The sequence below is a fragment of the Humibacillus xanthopallidus genome (genome assembly GCF_006717145.1).
Taxonomy (GTDB): Bacteria; Actinomycetota; Actinomycetes; order Actinomycetales; family Dermatophilaceae; genus Humibacillus; species Humibacillus xanthopallidus.
Genome location: NZ_VFQF01000002.1, coordinates 525043 through 538811 on the forward strand (window position 1 = coordinate 525043; position 13769 = coordinate 538811).

A 13769-nucleotide genomic window follows, 5' to 3' on the forward strand; every position below is an offset into this window, starting at 1 on the left:
GCCATCTCCGGGCTCTCGACAGTTCCGACCATACCGCCGAGGGGTCGCGTCGGCATGACGTCCGCGAAGGTCAGCCGGCCGGTGGGGCCGTCGTCGACCTGCGGAGGACGATGTCAGCAGGGGAGAGGGCGCCGAGCACCTGGTCGAGACTCCGGCGGAGCAGGCTCGCCGCCTCAGTTGCGGCCTGGTTGGCTGCGTCGGTGGTGGCCTCCGCCGTGGTCTCGTCGGCCGGCTCCTCGACGGCCGGCTCGGCCCCCTCAAGGGCGTAGGTGCGCTCGAAGGCGGGCTCGCGGCCCTGCTGCTCCCAGCCCAGCGCGACGAGGGCCTGCTCCTGCTCGGTGCTGAGGTCGCTGAGCCCCTCGAACTCCGTGTCGCTGATGCACTCCAGGGCGAGCACACCCTCGACGAGACGCGCCTGGAGGAACACGTCGGCCACGGGCCTGGGCTCGGCGCCAGGTGCTGTGGAACCAGACCGCCGAAGCGGCCAGCGGCGTTCGCGCACAGGTGCGCCCGCGGCATACGGGCGCGGACTCCCCTGGGACTCAGCGGCGCCGGGGGATCGGCCGGCTGAGCCGTCGGGAGCGGCGGTGATCGTCAGCCACTCGCCCTCCGTGAGGTCGGTGAGCTCATCAGCGATGCGCGCGGTCCACTGGTCCCACGTCTCCGCCGCGCCCGCCGCGCTCATGACGCGTCCGTCGCAGGTCGCACGAGCGCTGACTCCATGAGCGTGCGCAGGTGGTCGGGGATCGGGGTCGGCCGCCGGGTCGCCGCGTCGATCTCGACGTGCACCCAGTGACCCAGCGCCTTGATGCCGGCATCGTCGGGCGAGGCCCCGGCGGGGTCGACGAAGAGGCCCAGCTCGTAGGTGACGCTGGTGTGCCCGAGGCGGGTGACGCGAAGGCCCACGACGAGGCTGGAGGGGAAACCGACCTCGGCGAAGAACGAGCACCCGGACTCCGCCACGACGCCCTGCGTCGCATCGGTCATCGGGTCGATCGTCACGTGCTCGGCCTGCCAGCCGTTGATGGCCGAGTCGAAGAGCTCGTAGTAGACGGCGTTGTTGAGGTGGCCGTACATGTCGTTGTCGGACCATCGGGTCGTCACCGGTCGCCGCACCGGGAAGTCGTCGAGGGTGAGGGCGCGGGCGGCCGCAGCCCCCGACCGGGTCGTCGCCACGTCGGACATGACCCCATGGTGCCGCACGATCGAGGCTGTGGATGGGCGCTGGCGGTGTCACCTTCGACACCTAGAGTCGGGTCATGGCGTGGAGCGTGGGGCGAGCGAGCTGGGTGGCAGCCCTCACCGACCCCGAGATCGCCCAGCAGGTCGGCACCCGCACCTTCGACCGGGGAGTGGGGTATGCCGCCGAGGCCAGGGTGCGCTCGATCGCGTCCCGTCCCGACGGGCTCATGCTCCTCGGCACGATCGAGGGCAGCGGGTCCGAGACCTACCAGACGATCATCGAGGCGCGGCCGCACCCGAAGGGGCGCTCGCACCTGTGGAGCGGCCGCTGCAGCTGCCCCGTCGGCACCGACTGCAAGCACACGGTCGCCCTGCTGCTCGTCGCCCGCGACATCGCGAACGGCATCGAGCCGCGGCGACCGAGCGCTCCGGGTGACGACGACGCTCTCGGAGCCGGGGGTGCGGCGGGCTCGCCGGCCCTCCCGTTGACCGACCAGGGCCCTCGCCTCGGTGAGGTGCACTGGACCGACGTGCTCGGCCACGTCAAGCCGCGCCCTGCGCCCACCTCGCCCGAGGGGCGGGCGCGACCGGAGCCGAGGGGCGACCTCATGCCGGCCGGCCTCTTCGTCGACACGATCTACCGCGAGCCGCGCGGAGGCCGCGGCTCTGGCGCCGCGCGCGCGACGGGCCGGTCGGGCGGGCTCGCGGGCCTGCCGGTGCCCGGCTACGGCCTGCGCCCGACGCGCTGGACCCGCGCCGGCGCCTGGCACCGCACGCTCTCGTGGCACGACGCGCTGCCCCAGTGGCGAGCCGGCATCCGTCTGCTGCCCGAGCACGAGCGCATCCTGTCCCGCATCCACGACGCGACGCGTCACGGGTCGGGCAGCACGACCTACTTCACCCCCGTGCCGCCCATCTCCCTCGACGCGAGCCCGGACATCTGGCCGCTGCTGATCGAGGCGCTCGACGCCGGGGTTGAGATCATGCCCGGTGAGGGTGTCGTCGGGCCGGTTCACGTCGCGAGGGAGCCCGCGACCCTGACTCTCGCGGTGCTGCGTGCCGACGACGGGTCTGGTGACCTCGTGCTGCGGGTGGTCACCGAGGGCCTTCCCGACGTGCAGGGCGAGGTGCTGCACCTCGGCGACCCGGTGCACGGCATCGCGGTGGCCGGCGACGACGGCAGCCTCACCCTCGTGCCGCTCGACCAGGACCTCGAGCTCGGGTCCGAGGCGCTCGTCCAGGCCCTCGTCGGCATGCGCGTCCCGGCGGCCGAGCGGGCGCGCTTCCTCGGCGGGGCCGTGCCGGGGCTGCGCCAGCGGGTGCGGGTGCGCTCCCAGGTGCCGTTGCCTGCTCCCGAGCCCAACGCCGGTCCGGCGCACGGAGTGGGCGAGCCACTCGGGTTGTGGGAGGGCGACGACGACACCGGTGGCGCCGGTTCCGGGGGGCCGGCGGCGTCGGGCTGGCAGCCGCCCGCGGTCACCGTGCACGTCAGGGTCGGCAGCGACATGCCGGGCGAAGTGCGGCTCGACCTCGGCTACGCCTACGACGGCACACCGCGACCCTTCACGACCCAACGCTTCGGCGGGGCCTCCGGCGGACGGGACCGCGACGCCGAGCTCGAGGCGCTGCGCGCCGCCTCGTCGCTCGACGAGCTGCCCGGGGCGACTCGCGGTGACCGCGACGGGCCCTACGCACTCGCACCGCAGGTCGTCCTGCGTGGGCTCGCTGCGGCCACCTTCGTCTCCGACGTGCTGCCGGTCCTCGAAGCCGACCCGCACGTCACCGTCGAGGTCGACGGCGAGCTGCCCGACTACGAGGAGGTGACCTCCGCCCCCATCGTCCACCTCGGCGCCCTCGACCGGGTGGCCCGCGACCTCGGTGGCTCGGGGTCGGACCCCTCGGCGCCTGAGCCGGGCACGTCCGGCGCGGGCTCTCGCACGTCGTCCGGCACTGCCACTTCGTCCGACACGGGTGACTGGTTCGACCTGCACGTCACCATCGAGGTCGAGGGGGAGGAGGTGCCCTTCGAGCCCCTCTTCGGCGCCCTCGCTCGCGGTCAGGAGGTCATGTTCCTCGACTCCGGCTCGTGGTTCCGGCTCGACCGCCCCGAGCTGCACCGCCTGCGCGACCTCATCGACGAGGCGCGCGAGCTCGCCGACCCCGAGTCCGGAGGGCTGCGCCTGTCGGCACACCACGCCGACCTCTGGGACGAGCTCGTCGCCCTCGGCGTCGTCGACGAGCAGAGCGCCCGCTGGGCCGCCAACGTCGAGGCGCTCGGGTCGCTCGACGACGGGCCACTCGCCGAGGTGCCGGCAGACCTGCGAGCCACGCTCCGTCCGTACCAGCTCGACGGATTCCGGTGGCTCGCACGGCTGTGGGACGCCCGCATCGGCGGCATCCTCGCCGACGACATGGGCCTCGGCAAGACGATGCAGGTCATCGCCACCATCGCCCGCGCCCACGACCGCGGCGAGGTCGGTGGTGACGCCGGGCCGGTCCTCGTCATCGCGCCGACCACCGTCGTCGGCACGTGGCTGGGCGAGCTCGCCACGTTCGCCCCGCACCTGCCGGTCGTCGCCGTCACGGCGACCGAGCGCAAGCGCGGTGTGCCGCTCGCCGTCGAGATCGCGGGCGCCGAGGTCGTCATCACCTCGTATGCCGTCCTGCGCCTCGACGACGAGGCCTTCCACGCCGTGCGGTGGTCGGGGGTCGTCCTCGACGAGGCCCAGTTCGTCAAGAACCGGCAGGCCAAGACGCACGTCGCGGTGCGCAAGCTGGGTGCGCCCTTCACCATCGCGGTAACCGGCACCCCGCTCGAGAACTCCCTCATGGACCTCTGGTCGCTGCTCTCCCTCACCGCGCCCGGTCTCTACCCGCGTCCCGACGTCTTCACGAAGAGCTACCGCAAGCCGATCGAGTCCGGTCAGCGGCCCGAGCTGCTCGACCTGCTGCGCCGGCGCATCCGGCCGCTCATGCTCCGGCGCACCAAGGAGCAGGTCGCGATCGACCTGCCACCCAAGCAGATCCAGGTGCTTCCGCTCGAGCCGCACCCCGTGCACCGGCACATCTACGACCGGCACCTCCAGCGTGAGCGACAGCGGGTGCTCGGCCTGCTCGAGGACCCCGAGTCCAACCGCGTCGCCATCCTCGCCGCCCTCACCCGGCTGCGCCAGCTCGCCCTCGACCCGGCCCTCGTCGACCCGGCGCACGCCGACAAGGCCACCCCGGCCAAGGTCGACTTCCTCGTCGACCAGCTGCGTGAGCTCGCCGCCGAGGGTCACCGTGCGCTCGTCTTCAGCCAGTTCACGGGCTTCCTGCGGGGGGTCGAGGCGGCGCTGGCGCGCGCGGGGCTCCACACGGCATACCTCGACGGGTCGACGACGGATCGGCAGGCGGTCGTCGACGACTTCCGCCAGGGCGACGCCGTGGCCTTCCTCATCAGCCTCAAGGCCGGCGGCTTCGGGCTGACGCTCACCGAGGCCGACTACGTCTTCGTCCTCGACCCGTGGTGGAACCCCGCCGCCGAGGCGCAGGCCATCGACCGGGCGCACCGCATCGGGCAGAGCCGGCCGGTCACCGTCTACCGGCTCGTCTCCGCGGGCACCATCGAGGAGAAGGTCGTCGCGCTCCAGGACCGCAAGCGCGACCTGTTCCAGCGGGTCGTCGACGACGGCGGCTCCCTCTCCGGGGCGATCACGAGCGACGACGTGAGGGACCTGCTCGGGCTCGGTTGAGCAGGCCGCTGCGCGGGCCCCACCCGCTCGCGTCAGGGGGCGCCGCACGACGGGGAGGGCCGCGTCACAGATCCGGCCCGCATGGCTGACGCCGCTGGCAGGATGACGTCCATGCGGCGTGGTGAGTCGTGCTGACGAGCAAGAGCAGTCGGCGTCGGGCGCTCCTCGTCGGGGTCGACAGCGGCCGCAGCGCGGTCCACCGGATCACCCTGGCGGTGCTGGCCCTCGTCGCGGTCACGCTCTTCGGCGTCATCGGCTACCTCGTGCTCGGGTTCACCCCGCTCGAGGCGATGTACCAGACCATCACGACGGTCGCCACGGTCGGCTTCCGTGAGGTCCGTCCGCTGACGGCCGCTGGTCAGGTCTTCACGATGGCGCTCATCCTCCTCGGCGTCGGGACCGTGCTCTACAACCTGGGAGTCATCGTCGAGGCCCTCATCGAGGGTCACCTTCGCGAGCATGTCGAGAGGCGTCGCATGGACCGTCGAATCGCAGCCCTGAGCGGACACGTCATCATCTGCGGCTACGGCCGCGTGGGGCGTGCCGCCACGGCCCACCTGCTGGCAACGGGCAACGAGGTGGTGGTCATCGACAGCGACGAGAAGCGCCTCGGCGCGCTCACGACCTCGCACCTGCTCGGTGATGCGCTCGATGACGCCACCCTGCGTGCGGCCGGCATCGACCGGGCGGGGGCCCTGATCATCGCCCTCGACACCGACACCGACACCGTCTACGTCACCCTCTCTGCCCGTGCCCTGAGACCTGACCTCGTGATCATCTCGAGAGCGCGGACGGTCGACGCCAAGGAGAAGATGGTTCTCGCCGGAGCCACGCGGGCCGTCAACCCGCAGCTGATCGGAGGGCGCCGCATGGCGTCGTTCGCCCTGCACGGAGACGTGGCGGAGTTCCTCGACGTCGTGATGCACGACGAGGACATCGACTACCGGATCGACCAGATCCGGATCCCCGAGGACTCACCCGCGTCGGGCCGCACCCTGCGCGAGCTGGACCTGCTGGGCCGTTCAGGGGCTCAGGTGCTCGGCCTGCGGATGCGCGACCGGGGCCAGTTCGTGGCGAACCCACCCCCGGAGACGGTCGTGACGACGGGGATGACGGTCATCGCCCTGGGCGACCCCGCACAGATCGGGTCACTGATGGCCCTCGTCGGGTTGTGAGCCGGACGGCATACCTCCGGTTCGCCGGCGGCGGCGCAGGGTAGGACTCACCTGCGCCCGGTCCGTCAGGACACCCCTGCCGGAGGTCTTCCGCACCGGCATAGAGTGGTCGGAGCCGGATGGTCTCCACGAAAGGAACGACAAGTGGCTTACACGCTTCCCGAGCTCGACTACGACTACGCCGCCCTCGAGCCGCACATCAGCGCTCGCATCATGGAGCTGCACCACAGCAAGCACCACAAGGCCTATGTCGACGGTGCCAACGCTGCAGTGACCAAGCTGGAGGAGCTGCGCGAGTCGGGCGACTACGCCGCCCTCAACGGCGTGGAGAAGAACCTCGCCTTCCACCTCGGCGGTCACACGAACCACTCCGTCTTCTGGAAGAACATGAGCCCTGACGGCGGTGGCCAGCCCGAGGGTGAGGTGGCTGCGGCGATCACCGAGTACTTCGGTGGCTTCGAGAAGTTCCAGGCGCACTTCAACGCCAACGCCAACGCGATCCAGGGCTCCGGCTGGTCGATCCTCGCGTGGGACACCATCGCCGAGCGGCCGCACATCATGCAGCTGTTCGACCAGCAGGGCAACATCCCCGTCGGTCAGATCCCGCTGCTCCAGCTCGACATGTGGGAGCACGCCTTCTACCTGCAGTACGAGAACGTCAAGGCCGACTACGTCAAGGCCTGGTGGAACGTCGTCAACTGGGAGGACGTCGCCGCTCGTCTCGAGCGCGCCAAGGCCACCAAGGGACTCATCCTCCCGGCCTGACCCTCTCCACGAGAGACATGACAAGGGCGGGCCCCGTGAGGTGCCCGCCCTTCGTCATGCCCTCGTCACGCCCGCCCTCGGGCCTGCTCGCTTCGCTCAGCCCGGCGCGGTCTCGAGGCACTCGACCGCGCGCTTCGCCGCCCGCTGTCCGGCCGCCAGCGTGTCGCCCGTCCACGAGACCCGGTTCCACGAGATCGGCGTGCGCTCTGAGAGGCCGACGGTCAAAGGGATCATCGCCACGCCGTTGGTGCCCGGCCGGCTGAGGTTGGTCAGCGCCAGCGACCGCGAGGCGCCTCCGGCTGGGCTCCCGTCGTCGTGGACGTAGTCACGGTCGAGCCCGAGGACGTACCAGTCACCAGTGTCGGTCGTGGCGGCGAAGACGTAGGCCGTGGCGGTGACCGCGCCGGGGTGGGCCGCGATCGACTGGCTCGCCTGGTCGACGAGTGCCTTCGGTGCCGTCCCGCACGTGAGCACCGTTGCCGTCACGGCCGGGTCGCTCGCCGGGTTGGCGGCGGGGGTTGTGCTGGTGGCGGCGGCGCTCGAGTTGGAGCTGCCCGGTGACGACGTGCATCCCGCCAGCGCCATGACAGCGGCGGCGAGCCCCAGCGCGTACCTCATGGCCCCCTGAGTGTGCTTCACCCGCGTGACCCTAGGGGATCCGCTCAGCCGGTGGGGCGTACGAGCCGGTCGACCACACCGAGGAGGAGCACTTCGCGCAGCTCGGGCGCCAGGGCGTCGAGCATCGCGTTGAGCGGTGCCATCCGCTCGGGCAGCACGAGCTCTCCGCCGTCGCCCGCGAGGCCGGCGACAGCGAGCAGGCCGGTGAGGGTTGCCTCGTCAAGTGTCGCGGGGTCGATGCCCGAGGCCATCGCGACGAGATCGGCGGGCACCTGGGCCGGCCCGGCCTCGCGCGCGGCTGCCGTCGCGTCGGCAAGGTCACGGGCGATCTGGTCGGAGGCTGCCGCCGTCGCCGCGCTGAAGGTCAGGTGCACTGTGGCGGGGAGATCCCGGAAGCGCATCTGCGGCTGGACGTACCACCCGCGTACGAGCATCTCGTCCGAGATGGTGAAGACGTCGCACGTCTCGTCGGTCGTGAGCGCGAGCAGCGTCGAATCCGGCTGCGCCGCAAGGGACAACCCAGGTATGCCGTCCGCCACTGCCCCGAGGGCGAGCGTGGCCTCGCGCGCCGTGCGGGCGAGCTCGGCGTAGCGATCACCGCCGATGTGGTGGACGACCGCCCACGCCGCGGCGAGCGGTCCACCGGACTTCGTCGACTGCGCCGTGGTGTTGAGCATCGTGTAGCCCGGCCAGCGCGCGGAGGCGAAGAGGTGCGGACGCCGTTGGGCGGCCGACCCGTGGAGCAGGATCGAGACTCCCTTGGGGGTGTAGGCGTACTTGTGCAGGTCGAGCGAGAGGCTCGTGACCCCGTCGACCGCGAAGGTCCACGGCAGCTGGTCGGGCTCGGAGCCGCGCAGGTGTGGGAGGACCCAGCCGCCGATGCAGGCGTCGACGTGGCACCGGACCCCGGCCGCAGCGGCAGCGGCCGCGATGGGCTCGACCGGGTCGATCACCCCGTGGGCATAGGACGGCGCGGAGGCCACGACGAGAACCGTGCGGTCGTCGATGGCCGCGGCCATCGCCTCCGGGACTGCCCGTTTCGTGACGGGGTCGACGTCGACGAAGACGGGCTCGACACCCAGCCAGTGAGCGGCCTTGTGGAAGGCGGCGTGTGCTGTCGTCGGCAGGACCATCCGTGGCGCCGTGACATCGGGTCGCCCGTCGCGCGCAGCGAGGACTGCGAGCAGGATCGACTCGGTGCCCCCGGACGTGACGACACCGGCGAATCCGTCTGGGGCGTCGACGAGTCGGCCCGCGATGCCGACGAGGTCGTTCTCCATCGCGAGGAGCGACGGGAACGCGGTGGGGTCGAGTCCGTTGGTCGACGAGAACGACGCGAGCACCTCTCGGCCGATCGCATCGGCCGTCGCAAGGCCCGAGTCGTACACGTAGGCGAGGGTGCGGCCGCCGTGGGTGGGCAGGTCACGGCTCCGCAGCGCCTCGAGCCGGCTCCGGATCTCGTCGGCGGAGAGGCTCAGGTCAGTGCCCATGGTCGACCTTTCGACGCAGTGCGATTCGAGGTGATCGCGGCAGGGACGTGGGTCCCGGCGTCACCTCGATTCGGGGGTGTATGGGGTGCGGAGGGTGGGGACGCTGAGGGTTGTGCGCTGCGGTTCGAGGTGATCGCGGCAGCCACGTGGGTCCCGGCATCACCTCGAATCGGGGGTGGGGTGCTGCGGTTCGAGGTGATCGCGGCAGGCAGGTGGATCCCGGCATCACCTCGATTCGGGTGTTGGTGGGTGCGGTGCTGGTGGTCATGGGGTCTTCTCGAGGCGGTAGCCGCGCAGCGCCAGGAGGGAGACGGCGACGAGGACGGCGGGCACGAGCGAGAAGCCGAGCGCGATCGCCGTCACGGCCGAGTCGGGCTGGACGACGGTCGACCCCGTGGAGGACACATAGCCGCCGAGAGCGAGCACGGCGGCATACACCGCCGGCCCGAGAGCGAGGCCCAGCGTCTCGCCGGCGGTCCAGACGCCCGTGTAGAGCCCGACGCGCGACTGCGCCTCGCCCGTGCGGCTCGCCACGTCGGGGAGCATCGCCATCGGGAACATCTGCGCGCCGGCGTAGCCCACCCCGACGACGGCCACGCAGGCATAGACGACACCCGCCGGCATCGACTGGGACAGCACGAGGGCGAGCGCGCCCCCACCGAGCAGGAGTGACGCGAGGAGGTAGCCGCGCTTCTTGTCGCGGGCCGTGCCGTAGCGCTGCCAGAGCGGCGTGACGACGAGCGCGGGCGCGACGAAGCAGACGAAGAGGAGGCTGGCCGCGCCGGGGGAGCGCAGCACCCAGCGGGCCACGTAGTCGACCCCAGCGAGCATCGCCCCGGTGGCGAGCGCTTGCAGGACGAACGTCGTGAGCAGCAGCCGGAACGGCCGGTCCGAGCGGATGAGCCGCAGCTGGTCGGCAAACGAGGTGCTCGTGACCGTGCCCGCCACGACCCGCGCCCGCTTCGTGCCGTGCCACGCCCCCCACGCCCCGAGCGCGATGAGCATCGCGACGAAGAAGCCCACGGCGCGGTAGCCCCAGACCGGCCCGAACGCGTCGCGGATGACGGGGGACAGGCCGCCGCTGACGAGGATGGCGAAGGCGAGGATCGCGACCCGCCACGTCATGAGCCGGGTGCGCTCGTCGTAGTCGTCGGTGATCTCGGCGGGCATCGCGACGTAGGGCACCTGGAAGAAGCTGTATGCCGTCGCGCAGGCGAGGTAGGCCACGGCCACCCACGCAGCTCCCGCCCACTGCGGCGACGTGGGCCCGAGGAAGAGGAGCGCGAAGCAGGCGGCGAGCGCGAGCCCGGCGCGGATGAGGAAGGGTCGCCGCTTGCCGTCGGGGTGCACCGAGCGGTCGCTGATGCGACCCGCGACCGGGTTGAGGACGACGTCCCAGGCCTTGGGGGCGAAGACGATGACGCCCGCGAGGGCGGCCGTGATGCCGATTCGGTCGGTGAGATACGGCAGGAGGAGCAGCCCGGGCACCGTGCCGAAGGCGCCCGTCGCGACCGACCCGAGCCCGTAGCCGCGCCGCACGGCAGCGGGCAGCGCAGGGCTCGTGGCGGGCGACGTCGCCGAGGTCATGCGTCGCACCCTAGCCAGCGGAGCGTCGGGATGTGGGCACTCGACGGATTGGGGGCGTCGGAAAGTGGGCACTCGACCAGGGAGAGTCGAGTGCCCACTTTCTCACGCGTCTGCGGGCCTCGAGGTCGGTCGGGAGTCGCGTCAGGCGTCGCGGTGTGCGGGGGCGCTCGCGACGACGGCGAAGGAGACCGGTGGCGTGTAGCCGTGCTCCTCGAAGGCCGCCGCGACCGCCCCCGCCACCTCTTTGACCCGGTCGGCCGGCACGATGGCGATGCACGAGCCACCGAAGCCGCCGCCGGTCATCCGGGCACCGAGCGCGCCGTGGGCGCGCGCGGTGGCGGTCGCCACGTCGAGCTCGTCGCAGGACACCTCGTAGTCGTCACGCAGGGAGGCGTGCGAGGCGTCGAAGAGCCGTCCGACCTCCTCGAGGTCACCGGCCCGCAGCGCGTCGACGGCGAGCGTGACGCGCTCGATCTCCGTGACGACGTGACGCACCCGGCGCCGCTCCTCGTCGGAGTCGAGCCGGTCGAGCGACGCGGGCAGGTCGGCGGGCGCGATCTCGCGCAGCGTCTCGACCCCCAGGGTTGCGGCGGCGCGCTCGCACGCGTCGCGGCGGACGGCATACTGCCCGTCGTTGAGCGCGTGCTCGGCCCGGGTGTCGGTGACGAGCAGGGCGTGCCCGGTGGCGGCGAGGTCGAAGGGCACCTGCTCGGTGGCGCCGGAGCGGCAGTCGAGCAGCAGTGCGGCGGCCTCGTCGCACAGCAGCGAGGCCGACTGGTCCATGCCGCCGGTGGGCGCGCCGGCGATGTCGTTCTCGGCCTCGACGCAGCGCGCAGCCAGCCGGGCACGGCCCTCGGCGGAGTCGAGGAGCCCGAGGTCGTGCAGGTCGCTGGCCGCGGCGGCCACCGCGCACTCGAGCGCGGCCGAGCTCGAGAGGCCGGCACCGAACGGCACGGTCGAGTCGACGACGACGTCGAGGCCGCCGACCTCGAGGCCGTCACGCCGCAGCGCCCACAGGACGCCCGCGACATAGGCACCCCAACCGCCGGGCTGCTCCGGAGAGATGTCGTCGAGGGCCACCTCGGAGACGCCGTTCTGCTGGGCCGACACCATGCGCAGGCGGTCGTCGTCACGGCGTGCCACCGCGGCAAACGTCCTCTGCGGCAAGGCAATCGGCAGGCAGAGACCACCGTTGTAGTCGGTGTGCTCACCGATGAGGTTGACGCGTCCGGGGGCCGACCAGACGCCCTCGGGGGCGCTGCCGAAGGCTCGCTCGAAGGCCGTGCTCACCGACTCGACGACCTCGCTCGCGGTGCGGTCGCTCATAGAGCCACCTCGCGCAGGCGTGCGGCCGCGAGCTCCGGCGCGACGTCGTTGACCCAGCCACCGACGCCGGACTCGGAGCCGGCGAGGAACTTCAGCTTGCCCGGCCCGCGGAGCACCGAGACGAGCTGGAGGTGCAGGCGTGACACGTCTCGGCCCTTCTTGGCTGGAGCCTGCTGCCAAGCGGCGATGTAGGGCAGCCGCACGGGCGCGCCGGCCTCGTCGACGTAGTAGCGGTCGAGCCGCCCGAGCAGGTCGCGGTAGACGGCGGCGAGCTCGTCACGCTCCGCGTCGTCGAGCGCGTCGAGGTCGGGCACGTCACGGTGCGGGGCGAGGTGCACCTCCACGGGCCAGCGAGCGGCGAAGGGCACGTATGCCGTCCAGTGCGTGCCGGAGATGACGACCCTTGAGCCGTCGGCGCGCTCGGCAGCGAGGATGTCGGCCCCGAGGAGGCGGCCGGTGCGCTCGTGGTGGCGCGTCGCGGCGTCGAGCAGCTGCGCCGAGCGGGCCGGCAGGTAGGGGTAGGCGTAGATCTGCCCGTGCGGGTGCGGGAGGGTGACGCCGATCTCCTTGCCGCGGTTCTCGAAGCAGAAGACCTGCTGGACCTCCGGCCGGGCGCCGAGCTCGCGAGTGCGGTCGGCCCAGGTGTCGATGACGGTGCGCACGCGCTCGACGGGGAGGTCCTTGAACGACGCCTCGTGGTCGCTCGTGAAGCAGACGACCTCGCACCGGCCCGAGGCGGGTCGGGTGCCGAACACGCCTGCGGCGTCAGGGGCGTCGGCCCCCACCGCCCCCACGGAGTAGGACGGGAAGCGGTTCTCGAAGACGACGACCTGGTAGTCGCGCTCCGGGATCTCCGACGGCACCGAGCCGTGGCCGGCGGGGCAGAGCGGGCACTCGTCCTTGGGCGGCATGAAGGTGCGGTTCTGCCGGTGCGAGGCCACGGCCACCCAGTCGGCGACGAGGGCGTCCCACCGGATCTCGCCGGCGTGCACGCGCTCCTCGACGGGTCGCGGGTCGACGGCCGTGCGCTCGGGAGCCCCCGGCTCGTCGACGTAGATGATCTCGCGGCCGTCGGCGAGCTGCCGGCGGGTGATGCGGTCAGTCCTGGTGTGCATCAGACCTCCACGATCTCGAGCGAGCCGACGGCGTCGGAGAGGGCGGCCCGGGCCCGCTCGGGCAGGCCGTTGTCGGTGATGAACAGGTCGACCTCGGACAGGTCGGCGAAGGTGCTGAGCCCGACCGTGCCCCACTTCGAGGAGTCGGCGAGCACGCACGTGTGCCGGGCGGAGGCGACGAGCGCGCGGTTGGTCTCGGACTCGACGAGGTTGGGCGTCGTCAGCCCGGTCATGGCGTCGACGCCGTGCGCGCCGAGGAAGAGCAGGTCGACGTGGAGCGAGCGGAGCGCCGCGACCGCGACCGGCCCGACGAGCGCGTCGGACGGCGTGCGCACCCCACCGGTGAGCACGACGGTCTGGCCCGGCGCACCCGATTCGTGGAGGAGCTGCGCGACCGGCACCGAGTTGGTGACGACGGTCAGCTGCGGCACGTCCTTGACGGCGCGGGCGAGCTCGTAGGTCGTCGTGCCGGCGGAGATGCCGATCGCGCTGCCGGGCATGACCCGGGTGGCAGCGGCCTCCGCGATGGCCTGCTTCTGGCTGAGCTGGAGGAGCGACTTCGCCGAGAAGCCCGGCTCCTCGCTGCTGTGCGCCCCGCCGAGGGCGAGGGCGCCACCGTGGACCCGTTCGAGCAGCCCGTCGCTCGAGAGCCGCTCGATGTCTCGCCGGATCGTCATGTCGGAGACGCCGAGCCGCTCGACGAGCTCGGAGACCTTGACGGCACCGGTCTCCTCGACGAGGTCGAGGATGACTGAGCGACGTTGGCTGGCAAGCATT

11 protein-coding genes are annotated in these 13769 nt (G+C 72.2%); 3 read left to right on the top strand and 8 right to left on the bottom strand.

Annotated elements, in window-relative coordinates; genetic code table 11:
* Positions 1–70: 70 nt before the first annotated feature.
* Both FHX52_RS13275 and FHX52_RS13280 read right to left on the bottom strand, forming a co-directional pair.
* Positions 71–685 (bottom strand): TY-Chap domain-containing protein, encoded by a 615-nt coding sequence (locus FHX52_RS13275; protein ID WP_141822749.1) that lies wholly within the window; start codon positions 683–685, stop codon positions 71–73.
* Complete coding sequence (locus FHX52_RS13280) at positions 682–1185, bottom strand: acyl-CoA thioesterase (RefSeq protein WP_141822751.1); 504 nt, start codon at positions 1183–1185, stop codon at positions 682–684. Before FHX52_RS13280 ends, FHX52_RS13275 begins: the two co-directional genes overlap by 4 nt.
* Before the next feature lie 74 nt (positions 1186–1259).
* On the opposite strand from FHX52_RS13280, the gene FHX52_RS13285 reads away from it, so the two are divergent.
* The 3 genes from FHX52_RS13285 to FHX52_RS13295 all read left to right on the top strand — a co-directional run bounded on the left by FHX52_RS13285 (position 1260) and on the right by FHX52_RS13295 (position 6856).
* Positions 1260–4916: a DEAD/DEAH box helicase gene (locus FHX52_RS13285; RefSeq protein WP_141822753.1), complete on the top strand. Its 3657-nt coding sequence runs from the start codon at positions 1260–1262 to the stop codon at positions 4914–4916.
* Between the two features lie 128 nt (positions 4917–5044).
* A complete protein-coding gene (locus FHX52_RS13290) occupies positions 5045–6091 on the top strand; it encodes a potassium channel family protein (protein ID WP_221630598.1) in 1047 nt (348 codons plus the stop codon).
* Positions 6092–6235: 144 nt separating this feature from the next.
* The gene (locus tag FHX52_RS13295; RefSeq protein ID WP_141822755.1) at positions 6236–6856 is read left to right on the top strand and encodes a superoxide dismutase; all 621 of its coding nucleotides are present in this window, start codon (positions 6236–6238) and stop codon (positions 6854–6856) included.
* A gap of 96 nt (positions 6857–6952) precedes the next feature.
* Here FHX52_RS13295 and FHX52_RS13300 read toward each other — a convergent pair whose 3' ends face one another.
* From FHX52_RS13300 to FHX52_RS13325, 6 genes are all read right to left on the bottom strand, one after another.
* Positions 6953–7474, bottom strand: coding sequence for a hypothetical protein (locus FHX52_RS13300; protein ID WP_141822756.1), 522 nt, complete (start codon positions 7472–7474; stop codon positions 6953–6955).
* 44 nt (positions 7475–7518) lie between these two features.
* Entirely contained in the window at positions 7519–8964 is a 1446-nt protein-coding gene (locus tag FHX52_RS13305; RefSeq protein WP_141822758.1) for a pyridoxal phosphate-dependent decarboxylase family protein, read from the bottom strand.
* Positions 8965–9228: 264 nt separating this feature from the next.
* On the bottom strand, positions 9229–10551 hold the full coding sequence (locus FHX52_RS13310; RefSeq protein ID WP_141822760.1) for an MFS transporter: 1323 nt from the start codon (positions 10549–10551) through the stop codon (positions 9229–9231).
* Positions 10552–10692: 141 nt separating this feature from the next.
* Positions 10693–11877: a galactokinase gene (gene galK / locus FHX52_RS13315; protein ID WP_141822762.1), complete on the bottom strand. Its 1185-nt coding sequence runs from the start codon at positions 11875–11877 to the stop codon at positions 10693–10695.
* Complete coding sequence (gene galT / locus FHX52_RS13320; protein WP_141822764.1) at positions 11874–12992, bottom strand: galactose-1-phosphate uridylyltransferase; 1119 nt, start codon at positions 12990–12992, stop codon at positions 11874–11876. The genes galK and galT overlap by 4 nt, the downstream gene beginning before the upstream one ends.
* Positions 12992–13768, bottom strand: coding sequence for a DeoR/GlpR family DNA-binding transcription regulator (locus FHX52_RS13325; protein ID WP_141822766.1), 777 nt, complete (start codon positions 13766–13768; stop codon positions 12992–12994). Before FHX52_RS13325 ends, galT begins: the two co-directional genes overlap by 1 nt.
* Between the last annotated feature and the right edge of the window lies 1 nt (position 13769).

Coding starts and splice junctions, on each gene's coding strand:
- galT (WP_141822764.1), bottom strand. CDS start 12,992: ATGCACACCAGGACTGACCGCATCACCCGCCGGCAGCTCGCCGACGGC.
- FHX52_RS13300 (WP_141822756.1), bottom strand. CDS start 7,474: ATGAGGTACGCGCTGGGGCTCGCCGCCGCTGTCATGGCGCTGGCGGGA.
- FHX52_RS13275 (WP_141822749.1), bottom strand. CDS start 685: ATGAGCGCGGCGGGCGCGGCGGAGACGTGGGACCAGTGGACCGCGCGC.
- FHX52_RS13305 (WP_141822758.1), bottom strand. CDS start 8,964: ATGGGCACTGACCTGAGCCTCTCCGCCGACGAGATCCGGAGCCGGCTC.
- FHX52_RS13310 (WP_141822760.1), bottom strand. CDS start 10,551: ATGACCTCGGCGACGTCGCCCGCCACGAGCCCTGCGCTGCCCGCTGCC.
- FHX52_RS13280 (WP_141822751.1), bottom strand. CDS start 1,185: ATGTCCGACGTGGCGACGACCCGGTCGGGGGCTGCGGCCGCCCGCGCC.
- FHX52_RS13285 (WP_141822753.1), top strand. CDS start 1,260: ATGGCGTGGAGCGTGGGGCGAGCGAGCTGGGTGGCAGCCCTCACCGAC.
- FHX52_RS13325 (WP_141822766.1), bottom strand. CDS start 13,768: ATGCTTGCCAGCCAACGTCGCTCAGTCATCCTCGACCTCGTCGAGGAG.
- galK (WP_141822762.1), bottom strand. CDS start 11,877: ATGAGCGACCGCACCGCGAGCGAGGTCGTCGAGTCGGTGAGCACGGCC.